This window comes from Lysinibacillus sp. 10T31 (assembly GCF_056394365.1).
Genome location: NZ_JBFTHS010000040.1, coordinates 20,908 through 41,981, shown reverse-complemented (window position 1 = coordinate 41,981; position 21,074 = coordinate 20,908). Strand labels below are relative to the sequence as shown.

At 38.7% G+C, this 21,074-nt stretch carries 21 protein-coding genes and 1 riboswitch; of the genes, 19 read left to right on the top strand and 2 right to left on the bottom strand.

Annotated elements, in window-relative coordinates; genetic code table 11:
- On the bottom strand, positions 1–346 hold a 346-nt coding region (locus tag AC1DCY_RS20085; protein WP_477353055.1), incomplete at its 3' end, for a hypothetical protein.
- Between the two features lie 335 nt (positions 347–681).
- Here AC1DCY_RS20085 and spoIIAA point away from each other — a divergent pair.
- The 6 genes from spoIIAA (at position 682) to AC1DCY_RS20055 (ending at position 5,877) form a co-directional block, all read left to right on the top strand.
- Positions 682–1,035, top strand: coding sequence for an anti-sigma F factor antagonist (gene spoIIAA, locus AC1DCY_RS20080; protein ID WP_370075042.1), 354 nt, complete (start codon positions 682–684; stop codon positions 1,033–1,035).
- Positions 1,028–1,468, top strand: coding sequence for an anti-sigma F factor (gene spoIIAB, locus AC1DCY_RS20075; protein ID WP_049668625.1), 441 nt, complete (start codon positions 1,028–1,030; stop codon positions 1,466–1,468). Before spoIIAA ends, spoIIAB begins: the two co-directional genes overlap by 8 nt.
- A gap of 58 nt (positions 1,469–1,526) precedes the next feature.
- Positions 1,527–2,270: an RNA polymerase sporulation sigma factor SigF gene (gene sigF, locus AC1DCY_RS20070; RefSeq protein ID WP_477353057.1), complete on the top strand. Its 744-nt coding sequence runs from the start codon at positions 1,527–1,529 to the stop codon at positions 2,268–2,270.
- A gap of 15 nt (positions 2,271–2,285) precedes the next feature.
- Positions 2,286–3,728, top strand: a complete 1,443-nt coding sequence (locus tag AC1DCY_RS20065; protein WP_477353053.1) for a spore germination protein — start codon at positions 2,286–2,288, stop codon at positions 3,726–3,728.
- A 255-nt stretch (positions 3,729–3,983) separates the two neighbouring features.
- Positions 3,984–5,303 carry a diaminopimelate decarboxylase gene (gene lysA / locus AC1DCY_RS20060; protein ID WP_477353052.1) on the top strand — a complete coding sequence of 440 codons (1,320 nt, stop codon included), beginning with the start codon at positions 3,984–3,986 and terminating at the stop codon, positions 5,301–5,303.
- A gap of 199 nt (positions 5,304–5,502) precedes the next feature.
- Entirely contained in the window at positions 5,503–5,877 is a 375-nt protein-coding gene (locus AC1DCY_RS20055; protein WP_477353050.1) for a GNAT family N-acetyltransferase, read from the top strand.
- Here the strand turns inward: AC1DCY_RS20055 and AC1DCY_RS20050 are convergent.
- Positions 5,871–6,377 carry a DUF309 domain-containing protein gene (locus tag AC1DCY_RS20050; RefSeq protein ID WP_477353048.1) on the bottom strand — a complete coding sequence of 169 codons (507 nt, stop codon included), beginning with the start codon at positions 6,375–6,377 and terminating at the stop codon, positions 5,871–5,873. The two genes, AC1DCY_RS20055 and AC1DCY_RS20050, sit on opposite strands and share 7 nt — an antisense overlap.
- A 55-nt stretch (positions 6,378–6,432) precedes the next feature.
- On the opposite strand from AC1DCY_RS20050, the gene AC1DCY_RS20045 reads away from it, so the two are divergent.
- The 13 genes from AC1DCY_RS20045 (at position 6,433) to AC1DCY_RS19985 (ending at position 20,763) form a co-directional block, all read left to right on the top strand.
- Positions 6,433–7,212 carry a segregation/condensation protein A gene (locus AC1DCY_RS20045; RefSeq protein ID WP_477353046.1) on the top strand — a complete coding sequence of 260 codons (780 nt, stop codon included), beginning with the start codon at positions 6,433–6,435 and terminating at the stop codon, positions 7,210–7,212.
- The gene (scpB, locus tag AC1DCY_RS20040; RefSeq protein WP_477353044.1) at positions 7,184–7,777 is read left to right on the top strand and encodes an SMC-Scp complex subunit ScpB; all 594 of its coding nucleotides are present in this window, start codon (positions 7,184–7,186) and stop codon (positions 7,775–7,777) included. The genes AC1DCY_RS20045 and scpB overlap by 29 nt, the downstream gene beginning before the upstream one ends.
- Before the next feature lie 86 nt (positions 7,778–7,863).
- Positions 7,864–8,934 carry a D-alanyl-D-alanine carboxypeptidase family protein gene (locus tag AC1DCY_RS20035; protein ID WP_477353042.1) on the top strand — a complete coding sequence of 357 codons (1,071 nt, stop codon included), beginning with the start codon at positions 7,864–7,866 and terminating at the stop codon, positions 8,932–8,934.
- A gap of 509 nt (positions 8,935–9,443) precedes the next feature.
- Positions 9,444–9,566, top strand: a complete 123-nt coding sequence (locus AC1DCY_RS20030; RefSeq protein WP_477353040.1) for a hypothetical protein — start codon at positions 9,444–9,446, stop codon at positions 9,564–9,566.
- A 220-nt stretch (positions 9,567–9,786) separates the two neighbouring features.
- Positions 9,787–10,518 (top strand): pseudouridine synthase, encoded by a 732-nt coding sequence (locus tag AC1DCY_RS20025; protein ID WP_477353038.1) that lies wholly within the window; start codon positions 9,787–9,789, stop codon positions 10,516–10,518.
- Between the two features lie 352 nt (positions 10,519–10,870).
- Positions 10,871–11,404, top strand: a complete 534-nt coding sequence (gene resA / locus AC1DCY_RS20020) for a thiol-disulfide oxidoreductase ResA (protein WP_477353036.1) — start codon at positions 10,871–10,873, stop codon at positions 11,402–11,404.
- Positions 11,405–11,417: 13 nt separating this feature from the next.
- Positions 11,418–13,082: a cytochrome c biogenesis protein ResB gene (gene resB / locus AC1DCY_RS20015; RefSeq protein WP_477353034.1), complete on the top strand. Its 1,665-nt coding sequence runs from the start codon at positions 11,418–11,420 to the stop codon at positions 13,080–13,082.
- Positions 13,079–14,266 carry a c-type cytochrome biogenesis protein CcsB gene (gene ccsB / locus AC1DCY_RS20010; protein WP_477353032.1) on the top strand — a complete coding sequence of 396 codons (1,188 nt, stop codon included), beginning with the start codon at positions 13,079–13,081 and terminating at the stop codon, positions 14,264–14,266. Before resB ends, ccsB begins: the two co-directional genes overlap by 4 nt.
- Before the next feature lie 381 nt (positions 14,267–14,647).
- Positions 14,648–15,364, top strand: coding sequence for a response regulator transcription factor (locus AC1DCY_RS20005; protein WP_049668637.1), 717 nt, complete (start codon positions 14,648–14,650; stop codon positions 15,362–15,364).
- The gene (locus AC1DCY_RS20000; protein ID WP_477353030.1) at positions 15,357–17,132 is read left to right on the top strand and encodes an ATP-binding protein; all 1,776 of its coding nucleotides are present in this window, start codon (positions 15,357–15,359) and stop codon (positions 17,130–17,132) included. Before AC1DCY_RS20005 ends, AC1DCY_RS20000 begins: the two co-directional genes overlap by 8 nt.
- A 484-nt stretch (positions 17,133–17,616) precedes the next feature.
- Positions 17,617–18,150, top strand: coding sequence for an RNA polymerase sigma factor SigX (sigX, locus tag AC1DCY_RS19995; RefSeq protein ID WP_477353028.1), 534 nt, complete (start codon positions 17,617–17,619; stop codon positions 18,148–18,150).
- On the top strand, positions 18,147–19,451 hold the full coding sequence (locus AC1DCY_RS19990; protein WP_477353026.1) for an RNA polymerase subunit sigma: 1,305 nt from the start codon (positions 18,147–18,149) through the stop codon (positions 19,449–19,451). The genes sigX and AC1DCY_RS19990 overlap by 4 nt, the downstream gene beginning before the upstream one ends.
- A 303-nt stretch (positions 19,452–19,754) precedes the next feature.
- Positions 19,755–19,954, top strand: a riboswitch (FMN riboswitch).
- A 221-nt stretch (positions 19,955–20,175) separates the two neighbouring features.
- A complete protein-coding gene (locus tag AC1DCY_RS19985; protein WP_477353024.1) occupies positions 20,176–20,763 on the top strand; it encodes an ECF transporter S component in 588 nt (195 codons plus the stop codon).
- Positions 20,764–21,074 lie beyond the last annotated feature (311 nt).

Genomic DNA, 21,074 nt, shown 5'->3' with positions numbered 1-21,074 from the left:
ATAGAACAGCCAAAATCGTGGATAGAATCGTCAAAGTCGTGGATAGAGCAGCCAAAATAATGGATAGAGCAGCCAAAGTCGTGGATAGAACCAGCAAAGCGATGGAAAGAAGCCAAAGCGACGGAAAGAAGAGCTGGAGCGACGGAAAGAAAAGCCAAAGCGACGGAAAGAAGGGTCGAATCGACGGAAGGCAGCCAGAGCGACGGAAAGAAGAGTCGAAGTGGCGGAAAGAATAGTCGGAGCAACGGATAGAATCGTTAAAGTCGTGGATAGAACCGACAAAGCGACGGAAGGAAGAGCCAAAATTTTGCCGGCCTTTAACTTCTTTCAGCGGGTGTTCAAACATCCGTACCTGTCGCTACGCTTTCGGTACAAAAGATATCCGCTGAAAGAAGTTAAAGCCTCCGCGGCGGATGTCACGGAATCGGAAAGGAGTTCTTTGTGCAAGCACAAAGCCGATTCCGGACGCAATTATGCCGAGGCATAATTGATCATCATAATAATTCTTGTGAAAAATGCCTGCCACGTTTAAAAAATGTGGATTTATCCCATACTGCAATTAACCTAAAAAGCTATAAATATGTCGATTTGACACTATTTCGGAAGACTTTGCACTAGTTCTGTCAGCCGCAAGGAATCACCACATTGAATGTGGAATTGCACGAGGAGGAGGCGATGTTCATGCATTTTCAATTAGAAATGGTAACAAGAGAGACAGTAGTTGTACGTTTATTTGGGGAGCTCGATCATCATGCGGTAGAGCAAATTCGAGCTAAAATTTCTACAGCAATTTTTCAAGGCGCTGTAACGACTATTATTTGGAACTTAGAGGGGCTTTCCTTTATGGATAGTTCAGGTGTAGGTTTAGTCCTTGGTCGGATGCGAGAGTTAGAGGCAGTCGCTGGACGAACAATTTTATTGAATCCATCGCCGACAATGCGAAAAGTATTTCAATTTTCAGGTTTAGGGCCGTGGATGATGAATGCAACTGAAGAAGAAGCAATTGATCGAGTTAGGGGGATTGTAAATGGATAACGAAATGACATTAACTTTTTTAGCACTTAGTGAAAATGAAGCCTTAGCGCGTGTAGCGGTGACAGGTTTTATCGCACAATTAGATCCAACAATTGATGAGCTATCCGAATTTAAAACGGTTGTCTCAGAGGCTGTATCTAATGCCATTATTCACGGTTATGAAGAGAATGGTAAAGGCGTTGTTACAGTTCATGCAAAGCGTGAGGATGATATTGTAACTGTGTCTGTTTTGGATAAAGGTATTGGTATTGAGGATGTAAGCCAAGCAATGGAGCCGTTATTTACGACGAAAAGTGCGATGGAACGTTCAGGTATGGGCTTTACCATTATGGATAGTTTTTCAGATCAATTGACCGTAATGTCCAAGTGGCAAGAAGGTACAACTGTCACGTTTACGAAGAAATTTTACTCGGTTCGCACACCGGTAATGTGAGGATGCAATATTGAAGCCGCTAGAACAGTCGTCCGATAAGCTATTGTCACAGGGAGAAATGCGGGATTTAATTGCACGTGCACAGCAGGGCGATCATGAGGCTCGTAAACGAATGATTGAAGGGAATACGAGGCTTGTGTGGTCTATCGTCCAACGCTTTACAAGCAGGGGCGTGGAACTCGAGGATTTATTTCAAATTGGCTGCATAGGGCTCATGAAGTCTGTGGATAAATTCGATCTAACGTATGATGTTAAATTTTCGACATATGCGGTACCAATGATTATTGGAGAAATTCAGCGCTTTTTACGGGATGATGGCATGGTGAAGGTTAGTCGATCTATTCGTGAGCTTAATTTTAAAATTCGTCATGCAACTGATGAATTCATTAAAAAAAATGAGCACCCACCAACCATTCATGAATTAGCACAGGTTCTTGGTGTCACATCTGAGGAAATTGTAACAGCTTCTGATGCATTAAGAGATCCTGCTTCCTTGCATGAACAATTGTATGAGAGCGAAGGGGATTCTATTACTTTAATGGATCAGATGAAGGACGAAAAATCTGAGCAGCCATTTGACTATATACCACTAAAAGAGGTACTCACGAGGCTCGAGCCTAGAGAGCAATCCATTATTTATTTACGATATTTCTCAGATTGTACCCAAACTGAAATTGCTAACAGGTTAGGTATATCACAAGTTCAGGTATCACGATTAGAGAAAAAAATTCTTGCTCAATTAAAAAATTGGATGGCCACAAGTGCCACAGTTGAAGTGGAAGAGGTAAAAAAAGACATCTAAGAAAATGGTGACAGCATGACAGATAAACTATTTAACAGCTTAGAAGAAGCCGAAAATTTTCTTAAAGAGCAATTTGGTGACGGCGAATCGTTTGACATTAGTATTACGCATGTATTTGTCAAAGATTTGCCGGTTCTTTGCATATATATAAGCGGACTTGTGGATGGAATAGTGTTAACACAATTACTCTCTAATATGTTGCCTGATGAGGACATTGATATTGAGGATGAAAAGGAGTATTTTGAAGCCTATTTCAATTTCCAAGGTCGCTCAGAGCAAACCAAACGTGAAGCCATTTTATTAGCCGTATTAAGTGGACAGGTAGCCTTTATAACTAAAAGTGGTTACGGCTATGTTGCAGAGATACGAAGCTATCCAGGACGTTCACCAGAGGAGCCTGACAATGAAAAGGTAATTCGAGGATCTAGGGACGGTTTTGTTGAAGGTATTTCACAAAATGCTGCTTTGATTCGTCGGCGAATTCGCAATAGTAATTTACGTTTCGAGCTACATAAAATATCCGAAATCGGTCAAACCGATGTTGCGCTAGTGTTTATAAAGGGTATTGCGAGTGATGAAACGCTCGATAAATTGCGACAGCGTATTAAACAAATTCATCATGATGGCTTGACTATGACTGATAAATCACTAGAAGAATGGCTGTTTAAACAGAAGTTTCATCCAGTTCCTTTTGTACGTTATACGGAACGACCAGATATTACCGCAGCGCATTTACTTGAGGGACATGTAGCCATTGTTGTCGATACGTCTCCTTCTGTCATTATCGTGCCAGCAACGGCCTTTCATTTACTGCAGCATGCTGAGGAGTATAGGCAGGCACCATCAATCGGAACGTTTGTTCGTTTTATGCGCTATTTTGGAGTAATTACGGGTTTATTATTATTACCTATGTGGTATTTATTTGCAACGCACGGGATACATTTACCAGATGAGTTATCTTTTTTAGGGGCAAAGAAAAAATCACATATCCCGCTTTTACTACAAGTACTTATTGGAGATATTGGGATAGAATTTTTGAGGATGGCCGCCATTCATACCCCATCACCACTATCCACTGCGATGGGGTTGGTTGCGGGTATAACTATTGGTCAGATTGCTATTGATGTTGGGGTATTCTCGCCAGAAGTAGTGTTATATACAGCTGTTTCAGCTCTTCTGACCTTTATAATTCCGTCTTATGAACTGGGTATCTCCATTAAACTCTTTAGAATATTGTTGTTAATAATGACTGGAATTTGGGGAGTTAATGGGTTATTTATTGGGTTTTTTATATTATTTACGTATTTATGTTCATTACGTCCGATGCAAGCGCCTTATTTATGGCCACTTATTCCGTTCTTTCCAAATGCGATGCTCCGCGTACTTGTCCGTTTCCCAATGACATCAAATGCATTAAGACCTTATATAGTCGATTCCGAACAACGAAAAAGATCATAGGAGCCGTTGCACTCGTTTTTTTCATGTGATAAAGTTCACATATAGTATTTTGTGATTTTTGCGAAAATTGTCTTCATTCATCAAAAGGTTCACCACGACAAAGTGTTGGCATTTATGTGATATAAGCACTCGTGTACTGTTCGAACCCTTGTTGAATGAAGCAATACCTCTAAAAAAAAGTAGCAATACTACATTTTAAAAATGAGGTGCAATTTTTATCACAAGATGGAACGATGTGAAAAGGGAGAGATGCACATGCATTTATATGGAACACAAGCGATTTCTGAAGATGGTCATTTAACGATTGGACAGGTAGATACATTAGGGCTTGCAAAAGAGTATGGTACACCTTTATTTGTGTATGATACAGCGCTTATTCGTAAGCGTGCACGCGGCTTTATTGATACGTTTAAAAAACTAGGTGTAAAAGCAGAAGTAGCTTATGCTTCAAAAGCATTTGCATGTGTGGCTGTGTACCAATTAGCGGCAGAAGAAAATTTATCTTTAGATGTGGTCTCTGGTGGAGAATTATTTACAGCTTTAAAAGCTGGATTCCCTGCAGAGCGCATTCATTTCCATGGTAATAATAAGAGCATCGCAGAATTAGAATTAGCCTTTGACTCGAAAATCGGTTGTATTGTCGTGGATAACTTCTATGAAATTCAACTTTTACAAGAAATCTCAGAGCGCCGTCAGCAAAAAATGCGTATTTTACTACGTGTCACACCAGGTGTTGAGGCACATACGCATGATTTTATTACGACAGGTCAAGCGGATTCTAAATTTGGCTTCGATTTAAATAATGGTCAAGCAGATGAAGCTTTCCAAAAAACTTTTAACCATGAATACTTAGAGCTTCTAGGATTACACTGCCATATCGGCTCACAAATTTTTGACACAGCGGGCTTTGGATTAGCAGGAGAAAAACTAATTGATAAGATTTCTGATTGGAACAAGACTCACGATTTTACATGTACTGTGTTAAACTTAGGAGGGGGCTTCGGAATTCGTTATACTGAGGAAGATGCACCGCTTGAGCCACAAGTATATGTAGAGGATATGATTACAGTTGTAAAGAACAAAGCGACTGTACTTGGTCTAACTATGCCGGAAATTTGGATTGAACCAGGGCGATCACTTGTAGGCGATGCAGGAACATCACTTTATACAATTGGTTCACAAAAAACAGTACCTAATGTTCGTAAATATATTGCTGTCGATGGTGGTATGAGTGATAATATCCGTCCAGCATTATATGATGCGAAGTATGAGGCGGTCATTGCAAGTAAAGCAAATGAATCAAAAAGTGAAACATATACAGTGGCTGGTAAACTTTGTGAATCTGGCGATAAATTAATTATTGATGCTAAGCTTCAGGAAGCAGCTTCTGGTGATGTGCTAGCAATCTTCTGTACTGGTGCGTATGGATATTCGATGGCGAGTAACTATAATCGTGTGCCACGACCAGCAGTTGTATTTGTAGAAGATGGCAAGCATCAATTAGCAATTCGACGCGAAAGTTATGAAGATATTGTACAAAACGATCTCCCGCTAACGTTAAAAAAGGGTGAGTAAATATGAGAAAAAACAAATGGGTATTACTAGCGTCCATTTCAACTTTTATTTTGTTGTGGGGCGTTGTCTATTGGGTATTGGCGTCTAAAGGTATTCTCGGACCTGGTTCGTAAGACAGAAATTGACTTGCGGTAAAAGTACAAATCGTGTAGGATAATCAAAGATTATGTACAGCTAGAAAATGAGGGAATAGACAAATATGTTAATTCGATATAAAAAAGCTTTCGAGAAAATAGCAATGGGGCTACTCTCGTTTATGCCTAACGAAAAAGACATAAAAAAGCTCAAAGAGACAATCCACTCCTATGAAAATGATGATAATTGGGTTTTATATTTATGGAAAAAGAACGATGAGTATATAGGCATTGTTGGACTTGTAACAGACAGTGATAGTATGGCTACGATTCAACATGTATCCGTTGTCCCTTCTTATAGAGGTGAGGGTGTTGCGAAGGAAATGCTACAGGAAGTAGCAGACCTTGGCCAGTATGAAAATGTTCGTGCAACAGAGGAAACGCGAAATATTGTTCAAAAATGTATAAATTGTATCGATGAAGAAGCAGACGATCATTGACGTCTGCTTTTTCTTTGTTTGCTTTCTTGACGCTCTGCAAGAATATGTGAGCGATCTCGAAGCATATGTTTATGAAGAAGATAGTTAGTGCTACATGATGGTAAAAGCTGTATGCGAGCAAATACTAATTCCTCCAATATGGGTGATAGAGGAATTTGAAATGCTTGAAAGGACTGGCCCTTTTGGATAGCAGAAAGCGCATCTGTTAGTTGTGTTAGCAGTATTTCATAGTCGGTTTCGTCAAAAAAGATGTGGCCCATATTATATTGAAAATTATGGAGTGCTTTTTCTAAGATTCTCGCAGCGCCAATAAAATTGTCACGTCGCCAATGATATAAACCTGTTGCTAGCTGTACGTAACCAACGAGAGGATGCTTTTTATCACCTGGAGCAATATCCTTCCAGTATTCCTCGAGGACTTCGTGGCATTCAAAGAAATCTTGATTACCATTAAAAAAAGCACAGTAGTCAATAAATAAAGTGTGATGCTGTGGATGCATTTTGGACTCCTTTCTACTATACTAAAAGAACATAGAATCTCAGGGTGGTAAAACAATGTCTTATGAAGTAAAATTAGAAGCCTTTTCAGGGCCTCTTGATTTATTATTGCATTTAATTCACAGATTGGAAATTGATATTTATGATATCCCAATGGCTGAAATTACTCAACAATATATCGACCATATACATGCAATGCAGGTACTAGAGTTAAATGAGGCTAGTGAATATTTAGTGATGGCTGCAACATTATTAGCTATTAAAAGTCGTATGCTCTTGCCAATTCATGAAGGTGAGCTTGAAGATGCCGAATTAGAAGTCGACGGCCCAGACCCTCGTGAAGAACTGGTGCAACGATTAATAGAGTATAAGAAATATAAAGAAGCAGCGAGTAGCCTGCAAGAGCTTGAAACAGATCGCGCACAGGTATTTACACGGCCTCCAGCAGATTTATCAGAGTTAGCATCAGATGAGCAAATGGCGTTATTTGATTTGAACGTCAACATCTATGACATGCTTGGAGCCTTTCAAAAACTGATGCGTCGAAAAAAATTAAAGAAACCGCTAAAAACAACTGTAGCGAGACAAGAACGCTCAGTGAAAGATCAAATGCGTTCAGTTGTCGATTCATTACGAACTACAGGTGGACGTGCATCATTTTTCGAGCTTTTTCCCTATGAAGATAAGCCAACGCTTATTCTGACGTTTTTATCTATTCTTGAACTGATGAAACGTCAGGTCGTCATCGTAGAGCAAGACGGTAACTTTGAAGAATTAACAGTTACATTACAGAAGGAGGAATGGGATGATGAGGAAAACAATGATGCTGCAGAGTAGAATAGAAGCCTTATTATTTGTTGTTGGAGACGACGGCTTAACCATTAAACAATTGTCACAACTTTTAGGCGAACCGGAAGAGTTAGTCGTACAAACAATGGAAGTATTGAAAACAACATATGAAGAAGATTTAGCAAGAGGCCTTACTATAAAAGAAATAGCTGGAGTTTATCAGCTTATTACAAAATCTGATCTAGCAGATACCATTCAAAGATTAGTAGAAAATCCAACTGCTCAATCATTATCGCAAGCCTCGCTTGAGGTATTGGCTATTGTGGCATACAAACAACCAATTACACGTGTAGCAATTGAAGATTTACGTGGTGTGAAATGTGAAAGACCAATTCAAACGCTCGTTTCTAGAGGGTTAATTAAGGAAGTTGGACGCTCGGAAGGGACAGGACGTGCAATCTTATATGGTACTACAAAAGAATTCTTAAATTACTTTGGCTTAAATAATATAGATGAAATGCCGCCTTTACCTGAAGAAGAATTAGTTGAACAAGAGCAAGAAACAGATTTATTTATGACGAAATTCCAAGAAACATTTAGTGGAGTAAAGTAAATAAACAAGATTTTAAAGGTATAATGCTTTGCTTGAAACATAAATATATTCTATATTTTCCTATTACTTTAATAAGGAGTGGCTCGTTGCTTCGGTTAGTACGTTTAATATTGTTCATGTTAGTCGTGGTAATGTTAATGCTTCCACAAACCAGTTTAGCACGAGGTGGTAGCGGATATGCTGTTTTAGATGGTGATACGGGCCGTGTTTTATTTGAATCAAGTAGTGATGCACGGTTACCAATTGCTAGCTTAACAAAAATTTGGACAGCACTTGTTGCTATTGAAAATAGCAATCTTCAAGATGAAGTAGTTATTTCACCGAGGGCTGCAACGGCTGAGGGCTCGTCAATTTACTTGCAAGCAGGTGAAAAAGTTACGGTAGAAACACTGTTATATGGTTTGATGCTTCGTTCAGGAAATGATGCAGCAACAGCTTTAGCAGAGCATGCCGGCGGATCGGTAGAAGGGTTTGTCAAGTTAATGAATGAGCGGGCTGTTGTTGCTGGTCTCACAAATACAGTATTTATGAACCCTTCTGGCTTGCACCATGATGAGCATTTATCGTCAGCGAGGGATACTGCTGAAATGTTGAGAGTTGCTCTTCAAAATAAAACTTTCAAGAAGATTGCCTCTACAGTTCTTTATCGTGCCAATACAGAAAACGGGATGTTATGGGAAAATAAGCACCGCTTATTACGAGAAGGGTCAGGGGTTGCCATCGAAATAGGCGATGAGACACAACAACCTGTTAATGCATTAAAATCAGCAAAAGGTTCAGCATTTGCCGGAAAAACAGGCTTTACAAAGGTAGCTGGTCGGACGCTCGCAACAGCCTTCCAAAAGGACGGGCAAACCTGTATTGTCGTCACTTTGAACGAATCCGATGACTGGAATGTACATCGGGGTTTAGCTAACAAGGTTTGGCAAGAGTACAGCCTTGAAACAGTGGTGAAAAAAGGTAAATATAAAGTCAATAAAAACCTTTCCATTCGTTTAGAAGAACCAATTCTTTTGCAATTAACTAAAGAAGAAAAAGAAAGTGTAAGGCAAGTTTTGCATGTTTCTAGAAAACGTAAGGAAGGCGTATTGTCCATCTTTCTCGGTGAAGAGCGTATCTATGCAGTGCCAGTAAAAGTTGAATCAGTGGATCGTTAAAAGCGATTCGCTGATTTTTTTTCTTATTAGCTGAACGGCCCGCAGAAACGTAGTGACGAGAAAAATGAAGCTAAGCCCGAAAAAGCGACAACTCGAGTATAAGCCGATTGAGTGAAGGCTAGGAGACAAACTAAAGAGAAAGGATTCACACACAGTTTTGTGTGTGAATCTTTTTTTGCTCTTTGAAAGGTGGACGTCGATAAAATTCAGAAGTTGGTCGATAAAACGTAAAAGTGTTCCGATAAAATTCAAAAGTTGGAAGACATTTTGTTAAAACATATCCCACGTATATAAGTTGATTGGAGGGTAGCTCCTTGGGGATTAGCGATAGAGGAACGAAGGCTAAAACCACACGTCCTGTGATAACGCCTTCGTGACCAACATCGGTGCTGTTGCTGTCGCTGCGCTTTCGCACAAACAAAACCCTCTGCTGACGCTGCGTTAGCACTACGCTTTCGCGCAAAAAACATCTGTTGGCCCGAGACACTGCAGCGAAGCGGATGTTTTCTGTGCGAAAGCAACAAATGTTTTATCTGTGCGAAAGCGAAGCGACAGCAACAACAAAAGCGGCTCATCGGACGCCCCCAACAAAGCGCCCAGCCGGAACGGAAATCAACCCCACGTCATGGTGATAACCCTTAAAATTTAAGTGCAAATTATCCAGAAACTAGTTGATGGAAATTATTTTAAATAATTTAATTACTTATGCATAATTAGTTTTTCTTTAATAATGTATAAAAGTATGACATAATTTTCACAGATTAGCGGGAAAAATAACCTTATTCCTAATGTGCGAATAAGGTTTAACGTTTGGTGTCAAAACCAAGGTGAATGAAAACTAGAGGTGAAAGAATGGAAAGATTACAAAAGGTCATTGCGTATGCCGGTGTGGCGTCTAGGCGTAAGGCAGAACAATTGATTGTAGAAGGTAAAGTAAAAGTAAACGGAGTCGTAGTTCGTGAGTTAGGTACAAAGGTTTCAAACTCAGATACGATAGAAGTAGAAGGCGTGAAGCTTGAGAAAGAGGATAAGGTTTATTATTTATTATATAAACCACGTGGAACGATTTCGGCTGTAACGGACGACAAAGGACGCAAAACTGTCACAGATTTATTTAAGCATATTCCGCAACGAATTTTCCCAGTTGGCCGTCTCGACTATGATACATCTGGCTTATTGCTATTGACGAACGATGGTGAATTTTCTTATATGCTGACGCATCCGAAGTTTAAAATCGACAAAACGTATATTGCTCGTGTTAAAGGTGTTCCAACGATTGAAGGTTTAAAAAAGCTTCAACGAGGAATTAAATTAGAAGATGGCAAAACAGCCCCTGCAATGGTTAGTATGACTTCATTTGATGAAAAAGCAGGTAAGGCAATCTGTGAAATTACGATCCATGAAGGGCGAAATCGTCAAGTGCGTCGCATGTTCGAGGCAATTGGTACTCCAGTTGTTAAACTAAAACGTGAACGCTTTGCCTTCTTAGATTTATTCGGACTAACTCCGGGGGAATATCGTGAATTATCAAAGCATGAAGTGAAGCAATTACGAGTGTTAGCGGAGACAGGAAAAATCGGATAAATGAGTAATTACTAAGAGAAAGTGAAATACTTCTATGTGCAATAGTAATGTATTCACTTTCTTATTAGTGAAATCGTTCATAAATCATTCATAATTATTAACTAAGCGTTTGTGTTTCCATTTGCTATAATAGGTGAGAATAGCTCACCTAAATTAGTTGCATCTAGATGAAATCGTTTCCATGATTTGCTAGGTGGTGTTTGACGCACAAGTGAATGACAAATATAAAATTTGACAAACATGTAAATGTCGTAAATTGGACGATACAACCTATACATATGAATATTTGTATGAAAAGCTTAGCGTCAGCAGGAGTTACTCTAAGCCGTAAATTGATAGGGGGTTTATTAACTTGGAGAAAAAGAAAAAACGTCGCGTCATTCGTACCATTATTTTGGCAGTCTTAGTTTTAGCAATTGGTTACACGGTATACGGAACAGCGACAAAGGATAAAGTAGAGTTAATAGCAGTGGGCTCTCAAGCACCAGACTTCACGTTAGTAGATTTAAACGGTGAGAAACATACGCTGTCTGATTATAAAGGGCAGGGAGTATTTTTGAACTTCTGGGGAACTTTTTGTCCTCCGTGTGAGAAGGAAATGCCTGCAATGGACCGTCAGTATAAAGTCTATAAAGATCAGGGTGTACAAACATTGGCGGTCAATATTGCACAAACAGATTTTGAAGTACAGAATTTTGTCGATAGACACGAATTAACGTTCCCAGTAGTTATTGACAAAACGAAAAGTGTTAGTACTACCTACAATGTAGGTAATTTACCTGCAACTCTCCTTATTGATCCAGATGGTAAAGTAGTCAAAATTATTACTGGTGAAATAACGGAGGAAAATATTGCTTCGTACATGGAATTAGTGAAGCCGAAATAAGGAGTAAATGACTATGGAAAACATCATTTGTGCTTGTGGACATAGTAACCCATATGGCACGAAGCTTTGTGAGAAATGTGGTCGTCCTTTAACTGAGGAAGGTAAACAAACAAAAGTTGTTGATATGCGCTACGATGGAACGGCGATTCGTTCAAAAACGTATAATAAAACAGTCATCGATAAAATTTGGAATTTCTTCTCGAATGTAAAAGTGGGTATTGCCCTCATTATTATCACGTTGGTTTCAGCGTCAATCGGAACAATATTACCGCAAGCGATATATGTTAATGCACCGGAATCTAACAAAGCAGAGTATTATGAGAAAGTGTATGGTTTCGCCGGCAAAATCTATAATAATTTAGGTCTTTCTCATTTGTACAATACTTGGTGGTTCCAAATTTTAGTGGGGATGCTTGCGATATCTATTATTGTTGCGAGTTTAGACCGTGGTTTACCATTGCATAAGTCTTTAAAAAATCAGCGCGTTAAACGTCATGAAAGTTTTATGAAGCGTCAACGTATAGTTGGGGAAGGACAAGTGTCAAACCCTGATGAAACCCTAGATAAAGTTGAGCAAAAAATGACTGAATTAAAATATCATGTTCGTCGTGATGGAAGTGCATTGCTAGCAGAGCGCGGTCGTTTTGCTCGATATGGCCCATACATAAATCATGTCGGTCTCATTATCTTTTTAGCAGGTGTTATGTTGCGCTTATTACCTGGTTTTTATGTGGATGAGACGATTTGGATCCGCGAAGGTGAAACACGAGCTATACCTGGTATGGACGGCTACTTTATTAAAAATAATAAATTTATTTTGGAAACCCATGGCGATAAGCCTCAGGATGAGCAATCTAACCAAGGTGTAAATGCTATGGCGAAAAACTATCAAACAGACATTACATTATACAAACAACCTGAAGGAGCTCTTCCTGGAGATATAGACAATCTTGAAAAATTGAGAGATTACTCTATTCGAGTCAATCATCCGTTAAAAGAAAACGGTTTTGCGCTGTATCAAATGAATTATCGTCTTAACGAATTGAGACAGATGAATTTTTATTTAGTGAATAAAGCAACAGAAGAAAATTCACTAGGTCAAATTGAAATTGATTTAACGAATCCTAAAAAAGAATATGATTTAGGAAATGGTTCTTCAGTACAGATTCTTGTTTATACACCAGATTTTGATGGTTTTAAAAACGGTGAACCACAGACAAAATCATCAATACCAAATAATCCAGCATTTTTATTTAGAATGACAACACCAGAAACTCCAAAAGGTGAAGTAAGCTTTGTAGAAATCAGGAAGCCACCACTTGAACCACTTGGTGAAAACAAATATAGAATGAAATTCGCTGGAGCAGAGATGCGTAATTCATCAAACTTTACAATTCGTAAGGATAGTACGATACCAATTTTATTTGTCGGCGGTATTATTTTCATGATTGGTGTAGTAATTGGCTCGTATTGGAATCACCGACGTTTATGGTTACAGGTGGAGCCGGATGGTAGAGTGTTGATGGCTGCCCATGTGAATAAAAATATGTTCAGTATGAAAAAGGATTTAGATAAAGTCACTACATTTGCTGGTCTACCACCATATGAAGATCAGTTAGAAAAGTCAGAAGATGTCAAGAAATCCGAAAAGGAAAAGGAAGGTGACGACACCTTATGAGTTTGATTGACATAAGTGGAAACTTATTATTTGTAGCATTCATAGCCTACCTAGTTGCAACTTTATTGTTTGGTGGTTCGATAAAACAATCGAATGCAACAGGCAAAAATACCGAAAAATGGGGTAAGGTAGCAATTGTTGTAACGATTATAGGCCTACTTTCACAGCTTGGTTATTTTATCACTCGTTGGATTTATTCAGGGCATGCACCTGTTAGTAATATGTTTGAATTTACGACTGCATTCGGAATGTTCATTGTTGGGGCATTCATATTGATTTATTTTATTTATCGTTTGCCAGCTCTAGGCTTAGTAGCATTGCCTGTGGCAATATTAATAATTGCCTATGCGTCGATGTTCCCGAAAGAGGTTAGTCCTTTAGTGCCGTCTTTACAAAGTTACTGGTTAACAATTCATGTTATTACAGCTGCTTTAGGCCAATCAATTTTAGCAATTAGTGCAGTAGCAGGACTAATTTATTTATTAAAAGTAGTTGATTTAAAGAAACCTTCTAAACAACGTTTCTGGTTAGAAGCGGTAATGTTCTTCCTTGTGGTAGTCGTTGGTTTCGTTGTCGCTACATCCGTTTTTAATTTGATGGATTACGATTCAACATATTCTTATGTGGATAAAGAAGGTAATGAACGTCAAATTACATACCAAATGCCGCCAATATTTGGTATGAATGAATATAAGGCAGTGGAAGAACATGGCATGTCTCCATTAGTAGAAATGCCTGGTCTCATTAATGCGAAGAAATTAACAACAGTTGTTTGGTCATTATTAGTAGGATCTATTTTATACTTATTAATTCGATTAATTGCACGACGTCGAATTAGTGCGATTTTCCAACCTTTTGTCAAACGAGTAAATTTACAATTAGTTGATGAAATTGGTTATCGCTCAGTAATAATTGGCTTCCCGGTATTTACGTTAGGGGCTTTAATCTTTGCAATGATTTGGGCACAACTTGCGTGGAGTCGTTTCTGGGGATGGGATCCGAAGGAAGTGTGGGCACTTATTACATGGTTATTCTATGCAGCATTCCTACACCTACGTTTATCAAAAGGCTGGGAAGGTGAAAAATCTGCATGGTTAGCATTAATTGGTTTTGGAATTATCTTATTCAACTTAATTGCTGTTAACTTGATTCTTGCAGGTTTACATTCATACGCTTCAGCTTAAACTGAATAACTTCTTTCAACAAATGTCTTTTGTAGCGAAAGCAATGCGTCAGCTACAGAAGTCTCTCGCCTTTATAGGTGGTGAGCTGAATGGGAATTTAAGTTACTTTTCAGTGGATGTCCAAACACCTGCTGAAAGAAGTTAAAGCCTCCGGCGATGTCACGGAATCGGAAAGGAGTTCTTTATGCAAGCATAAAGCCGATTCCGGACTCAATTATGCCGAGGCATAATTGATTTTGAGCACATATGAGATTTTTACGTCGCTAGTATTAGAAAGAAGAGCCTTCTTGCTGTGGCAAGAAGGCTTTCTTTCCTTTTCAATATGTGCTGTACCATGTACAATAGAAGGTAGAGAAAGATTAGAAGAGAGGGATCGTGAAAGTGTCAGAAAATATTTCAGTATTAGTAGTAGATGACGAGGATCGTATTCGACGCTTACTAAAAATGTATTTAGAGCGAGAAGGATACCTTGTTGACGAGGCAGAAAATGGTGAACAAGCGATCGAAAAATCTTTGGAAAAAGAGTATCACTGTATTTTATTAGATATTATGATGCCTGAAAAAGACGGGCTTGAAGTTTGTGCGGAAATCCGCGAACGAGCAGCAACACCAATTATTTTATTAACTGCAAAAGGCGAGGAAGCGAATCGTGTACAAGGATTTGAGCTTGGAGCAGATGATTATATTGTAAAACCATTTAGTCCTCGTGAGGTTGTGTTACGTGTGAAGGCTATATTACGTCGTTCACAAGCATTCTCACCTTCGACAAATGCTTCTTCTTCAAAAGATTTAGTTGTGTTCCAACATTTAATGATCGATCACGATGCGCACCGTGTAACAGCAGAGGGTATTGAAGTAAATTTAACGCCTAAAGAGTATGAATTACTTTATTTCCTAGCTAAATCACCAGACAAAGTATTTGACCGTGAACAATTACTAAAAGAAGTTTGGCATTATGATTTCTTTGGTGACTTGCGTACAGTTGACACACATGTAAAACGTTTACGTGAAAAGCTCAACCGAGTATCTGAAAACGCTGCAAAAATGATTGTTACTGTATGGGGCGTTGGTTACAAATTTGAGGTTGTCAATGAATAGAATATGGAATAGTGTTGTCGGGAAGCTATGGGTAACCATATTGCTTCTCGTTTCATTTGTATTGTTTGTTTTCACGGTTTTAATGCTGGAGTTTCTTCAAAATTACCATATGCAACAAGCAGAAAGCTCCTTGCGTCAAACTGCAGCAACAGTTGCAAGTATAATAGATGATAATGAAACAGCAGAGTCGACTTCGGAATTATTAAAAGATATTTTACCTGAAAGTACAAATGCACTTATTGCTATTAACCATGACAGAGTTTCTTTCGCTATGCAGGAAGGTGTCAATAAAAAAGAAATCCAGGATATGATTTTAGCCAATAAATCGTTCCAAGAAGTTTTTCAATCAGATAAACCAATTATTAAGGAAATGATGATGCCATCTTCCACAGACGAAGAAAAATTGGAATCGTATGTTGTGCTTGGTTTCCCACTAAATGTGGAAAATACTGTGCACGGGGCTGTCTTTATTTATCAAAGTCCGGATGCGCTGCATAAAACATCGAAAGAGACGACGAAAGTTGTCTTTTTATCTGCATTCATTGCCTTTGTGCTGACGACATTTTTTGCGTTTTTCCTTTCATCACGTATTACGTCACCATTACGTAAAATGCGTGAGTTAGCGTTTGAAATTTCTAAAGGGAATTTTGAAGCGAAGATGCCGACTACTCAAAATGATGAAATTGGCCAGCTTGCAGTTGCCTTTAATCAAATGGGCCGTCAATTGAAACACAATCTAGAAGTGATCAATCAAGAAAATGAACAGCTTTCAAATATTTTAACATCGATGACAGACGCAGTTATTACGTTTAATCGTGATCGTACAATATTATTAAGTAATCCTCCAGCGGACCGTTTAATGCAAAAGTGGTTTGTTAATAAGGGTTCACAAAGTGCAAAACCGATTCCGCCAGAGCTGTATCATATGCTCGATCATGTACTGATGTTTGAGGATAAGCTTGAAGAAGAAATTGAGATGGATGGAAGTTACTATACGTTTACGATTAGCCCTCTTTATAGTGAGGAATCGATACGTGGAGCGGTTGCGGTTATTCGTGATATGACTGAGCAGCATCGCTTAGAAAAACTGCGTTCAGACTTTATTGCTAATGTGTCTCATGAGCTACGGACGCCGATTTCGATGCTTCAAGGCTATTCAGAGGCTCTAATGGATGATGATTTTATACAGGATCAAGAAGAACGCAATGAGATTACAAAAATTATTTATGATGAATCGAAGCGTATGGGTCGTCTTGTAACAGATTTATTAGACCTTGCGCGTATGGAATCAGGGCATATGACGCTTTACAAGGATGAGCTCCCAATTAATTCAACATTTGAACGTATTACTCAAAAATTTGCACAGGTGGCAAAAGAGAAACATGTTCGTCTAATATTTGACAGTGAATTTAAAGACGAAGCTACGATTAGTATAGATGAGGATCGAATTGAACAAGTATTAACGAATTTAGTAGATAATGCTCTCCGTCATACTGATGAAGGATCAGTAACAGTGAAGGTTGAGCAGGAGCCAACCTTTGCCAAGATATCTGTCCAGGATACAGGGCATGGTATTCCCCAAGAGGACTTACCATATGTCTTTGAACGTTTCTATAAAGCAGATAAGGCACGTACGCGTTCTAAAGGCGGAACTGGCCTAGGTTTAGCTATTGCTAGAAATATTGTCAAGGCACATTCAGGCAATATTATGGTAGATAGTGTGCTGAAAGAGGGGACTACTTTCACGTTTTATTTACCTTTTGATTAATATTATTAACTTCTTTCGGCAATGTGTCTTTTGTACCGAAAGCGTAGCGACAGGTACAGAAGTCTCCCACCTCTGTAGATGGTGAGATGAATGCGGGTTTCAGTTACTATTCGACGAGTGTCCAAACATCTACTGAAATAGAGGAACTCAGTCTAAGAACGCCACGTCCTGTGGCAACGACTGAGTGACCAACATCACGTTGGCCTAAAGCCTCCGGCGGATGTCGCGGAAATCGGGAAGGGGTGCTTAGGGGATGTTAGCCTAAAACCATCGCATCCATGCGATAACGGCTAACTGACCTGCATCGGTGCTGCTGACGCTACGTTAGCACTACGCTTTCGCGCAAAAACCATCTGCAGGCCTAAGCACAAAGCCGATTCCGGACGCAATTATGCCAAGGCATAATTGATAGAGTGGTATAAATTGGATGTAACTTCTGTAAACATTTAGACGACAAATATAAATAGAACGGGGGTGGAGTGCTTTGAATGACTCCGTGTTCCATCGATTATACGATGCATATCATCAAGACGTGTTCCAGTTTCTTATTTATTTAGTAAAAAACCGTACACTTGCTGAGGATTTAGCGCATGAGGTTTATGTTCGCGTATTGCGCTCATATGATCAGTTTGCAGGAAAGAGCACCGAAAAGACTTGGCTTTTTGCTATTGCTAAAAATGTCGCTATTGATCATTTTAGAAAGCAAGCTGTACGCCAAAAACATTCACTTGAATTTTTTGATTGGGAAACGGAACAGCTACATTCAACCACACCATCACCGGAAGAAGTGCTGCAGGCCAGTGATGAATTTATGCAGGTGCAATCAGCACTTGAACACTGTACAGGTGACCAAAAAATGGTTATTATTATGCGCTACTTTCAAGATTTATCGATTGCAGAAACAGCGCAAATACTAGATTGGACAGAAGCGAAGGTAAAAACCACTCAGCATCGTGCCATTAAATTTTTAAGGCAACAGCTACAACAGGTTAGAGAACAGGAGGCGAAACGGCAATGACACATAACCAATTTGATGATGACCAACTGGAAAATGTATTGAATAATGCCCCTAAGCTTTCTGACCGCCGTTCGAAAGAAGAAATATTAAATCGATTATTGGCAGATGCTCGCTTGCAGGATAATGTCCATCTTCAAGAAGCTATACAACAACCAATAGATGATGAAATAACATCGCAAGAGCAACAACACAGTATTTATACGCAACAAGAAAGTTCCGAGACAGCGACAACAAAAAAGAAAGTTCGTAAATGGCCGATCTTTATGAGTGTTGCAGCTATTTTTGCCTTAACAGTACTTACAGGTTCCATGTTCATAAATAATAATAATACAAAAATGGACCAGGCTAATGCTCCTGAACCCTCTCAATATTCAACATCGCAGGATAGTCGTGCGGCGAAAAGCTCTGTCAACCATGATAAGATTATGGAATCCAACATAGTAGCAGAACATTCACGGATCATGTCTCTACGATCATCTGTTTATGAGGAAGATTTAACAGATGCAGTAGTGTTCCATATTGGTTTGGCAAATCGTGATAAGAAAAGTGTACCGATGACGTATATCATTCCAAATGAACGAGTTGCTACTGATTTTGCGAATAAAAAGCCTACAACATTACAAATGTATGAAAAGTATGCGCCACAAATTGATGAGAAACCAAATGGTCTTACTAACTATCATCCATATAAAGGAGAATTGAAGGAGAAGGGCGATAAACTAGTTCATGTATTGCCGGAGAAAAATGTTTATGATGTTGCTTCAGCAAATACTAATGAATATTTAGATACTTTACAGGATACATTCTCAGATTCAGAGTATAAAGATGTTGAGTTTGAAAATCCTGATGGTACAGCCTACGAGTTTTCTAAGGAAGAAGAGCCAAGTAAGCACATGTCATTAACAAGCTCAAATCATTTTAATTATTATTTATATAAAGATGAAAGTGGAGCTGAATATTTATCACCCGATTCTCGCAAAACTTTTTCCACTGTAACAGAGGCACTTACCGCTATGCGAAATAAAAATGATGATGTATACGTTTCAGTTGTACCGGAAAATGTAACATACACAGTGAAAGAGGTAGCAGAAGGCGTTATAGTAACATTTGATGAGCCGCTTGATTTAACGACAATGGACGCGGTCCGTGCTACTCAATTAATTGAAGCTATGATGTTAACTGCAGCAAGCTTTGATCAACAAATACGTATAGATAATGTTGTACAAGAGAACTGGGAGGGATTTGATTTAAAAAATTTCTTGCCCAAGCCTGTAGGAGCTAATAAACGATTTATGCCATAAATAGCATAACAACAAATAGACGAACAGAAAGTAAATAAATTTTTTGGAGCATTCTCGCCGCTATATGTGCGTGAATGCTTTTGTCATTTTATGACTCCAATAGCAAAAAAGCTACGTTAGCGATAAATTGCCAATTGGTGAAGACTAATAATCAATAAGCATGCAGAAAATCCCTACATTTTATAAGGCGCTATTAGCCGAGTATTTATAAAGCATACAAGTTTGATCGGAATTTTTTGAGCAAAGCTATTTACTTTTCTCTAATAATTCATTATAGTAAGGCTATGAAACAAAAAAATATTGATTCATCTTCGGGGCAGGGTGAAAATCCCGACCGGCGGTAATAGAGTTGTAAATCGCTAATATTTCCTTTAAGACATATTAGCTCGCTTGATTTACTAAATGCTCTTCAGCCCGCGACCTGTGCAAATAATTTTTTTTGCATGGCTGACTTGGTGCAATTCCAAGGCCGACAGTTAAAGTCTGGATGGGAGAAGATGGAGGTACGATCGTCATTCATTGTTATGAATTTAGCTATGAACGAGCGTTTATTCGATGTGGCTTCACACAACGTATGCTCTAAAATAGTTAATTAATGGCGTTCTTTAATCATGCCTATTCTCCCTTATGCTCTTTTGCATAAGGGTTTTTTCATGATAATTATTGATTAGGTCGTAACCTTTCTTCTTGCGAGATTGAATCAGCAAAGAGGAGAGAGTTTTCTATGAAGAAAAATGTTAAACTTCAATCGTATATTACGATTGGCATGCTGAGCAGTATTTCGTTTTTATTAATGCTTTTTAATTTCCCAATTCCACCATTTCCAGCATTTTTGGAAGTAGACTTCAGTGATATGCCAGCATTACTAGCAGCGATCACAATGGGACCTGTAGCTGGTATTTTAGTAGAATTCTTTAAGAATGTGTTGGACTGGGTTTTCTCAGGCACGCCAACAGGAGTACCGGTAGGACATATCGCGAACTTTGCAACAGGTATTTTATTTATTCTACCAGTGAGCTTTGTTTTTAATCGCTCCAAAACAGTTAAAGGCCTTATCGGAGGTTTAGCTGCTGGAACAATCATAATGGCAGTTGGAATGAGCATTCTTAACTATGCAGTATTTTTACCTATGTACACTTACTTTTTAGGTATGGAGCCTGTTGTAGGTGATTCACTATATAAAATGATCGTAGCTGGTATTTTGCCATTTAACATTGTGAAAGGTATTTTAATTACTATCATCATGGCATTACTATTCACAACAATGCGTAAATGGATTAATCATCAGCGTTCTATGTATTTAACAAAATAATTAGGATGAGACCTCGAGCTGTTAAGCGCTCGAGGTTTTTTACTTCTTTCAGCATTAGTCTTTTGTAACGAAAGTGAAACGGCAGTTACAATTATTTTGGTATAGAAAACGAAGCGTCAGCTACAGAAGTCTTTCACCTCTATAGATGGTGAGATAAACGCGGTTTTAAGTCATTTCGGCGGGTGTTCAAACATCTGTACCTGTCGCTACGCTTTCGGTACAAAAGACATCCGCTGAATTAGAGGAACTCAGTCTAAGAGAGAAGTGTTGGATATTATTGCCCGAAAGTAACATCTAGTAAAGCATAATAT

What these genes read in the sequence shown, in the direction of transcription:
- scpB (WP_477353044.1), top strand. Translation starts at nt 7,184, where the DNA reads ATGAGGAAAACAATGATGCTGCAGAGTAGAATAGAAGCCTTATTATTT.
- AC1DCY_RS20055 (WP_477353050.1), top strand. Translation starts at nt 5,503, where the DNA reads ATGTTAATTCGATATAAAAAAGCTTTCGAGAAAATAGCAATGGGGCTA.
- AC1DCY_RS19985 (WP_477353024.1), top strand. Translation starts at nt 20,176, where the DNA reads ATGAAGAAAAATGTTAAACTTCAATCGTATATTACGATTGGCATGCTG.
- spoIIAA (WP_370075042.1), top strand. Translation starts at nt 682, where the DNA reads ATGCATTTTCAATTAGAAATGGTAACAAGAGAGACAGTAGTTGTACGT.
- AC1DCY_RS20065 (WP_477353053.1), top strand. Translation starts at nt 2,286, where the DNA reads ATGACAGATAAACTATTTAACAGCTTAGAAGAAGCCGAAAATTTTCTT.
- sigF (WP_477353057.1), top strand. Translation starts at nt 1,527, where the DNA reads ATGCGGGATTTAATTGCACGTGCACAGCAGGGCGATCATGAGGCTCGT.
- AC1DCY_RS20000 (WP_477353030.1), top strand. Translation starts at nt 15,357, where the DNA reads ATGAATAGAATATGGAATAGTGTTGTCGGGAAGCTATGGGTAACCATA.
- AC1DCY_RS19990 (WP_477353026.1), top strand. Translation starts at nt 18,147, where the DNA reads ATGACACATAACCAATTTGATGATGACCAACTGGAAAATGTATTGAAT.
- resB (WP_477353034.1), top strand. Translation starts at nt 11,418, where the DNA reads ATGGAAAACATCATTTGTGCTTGTGGACATAGTAACCCATATGGCACG.
- spoIIAB (WP_049668625.1), top strand. Translation starts at nt 1,028, where the DNA reads ATGGATAACGAAATGACATTAACTTTTTTAGCACTTAGTGAAAATGAA.
- lysA (WP_477353052.1), top strand. Translation starts at nt 3,984, where the DNA reads ATGCATTTATATGGAACACAAGCGATTTCTGAAGATGGTCATTTAACG.
- AC1DCY_RS20050 (WP_477353048.1), bottom strand. Translation starts at nt 6,377, where the DNA reads ATGCATCCACAGCATCACACTTTATTTATTGACTACTGTGCTTTTTTT.
- AC1DCY_RS20045 (WP_477353046.1), top strand. Translation starts at nt 6,433, where the DNA reads ATGTCTTATGAAGTAAAATTAGAAGCCTTTTCAGGGCCTCTTGATTTA.
- AC1DCY_RS20025 (WP_477353038.1), top strand. Translation starts at nt 9,787, where the DNA reads ATGGAAAGATTACAAAAGGTCATTGCGTATGCCGGTGTGGCGTCTAGG.
- ccsB (WP_477353032.1), top strand. Translation starts at nt 13,079, where the DNA reads ATGAGTTTGATTGACATAAGTGGAAACTTATTATTTGTAGCATTCATA.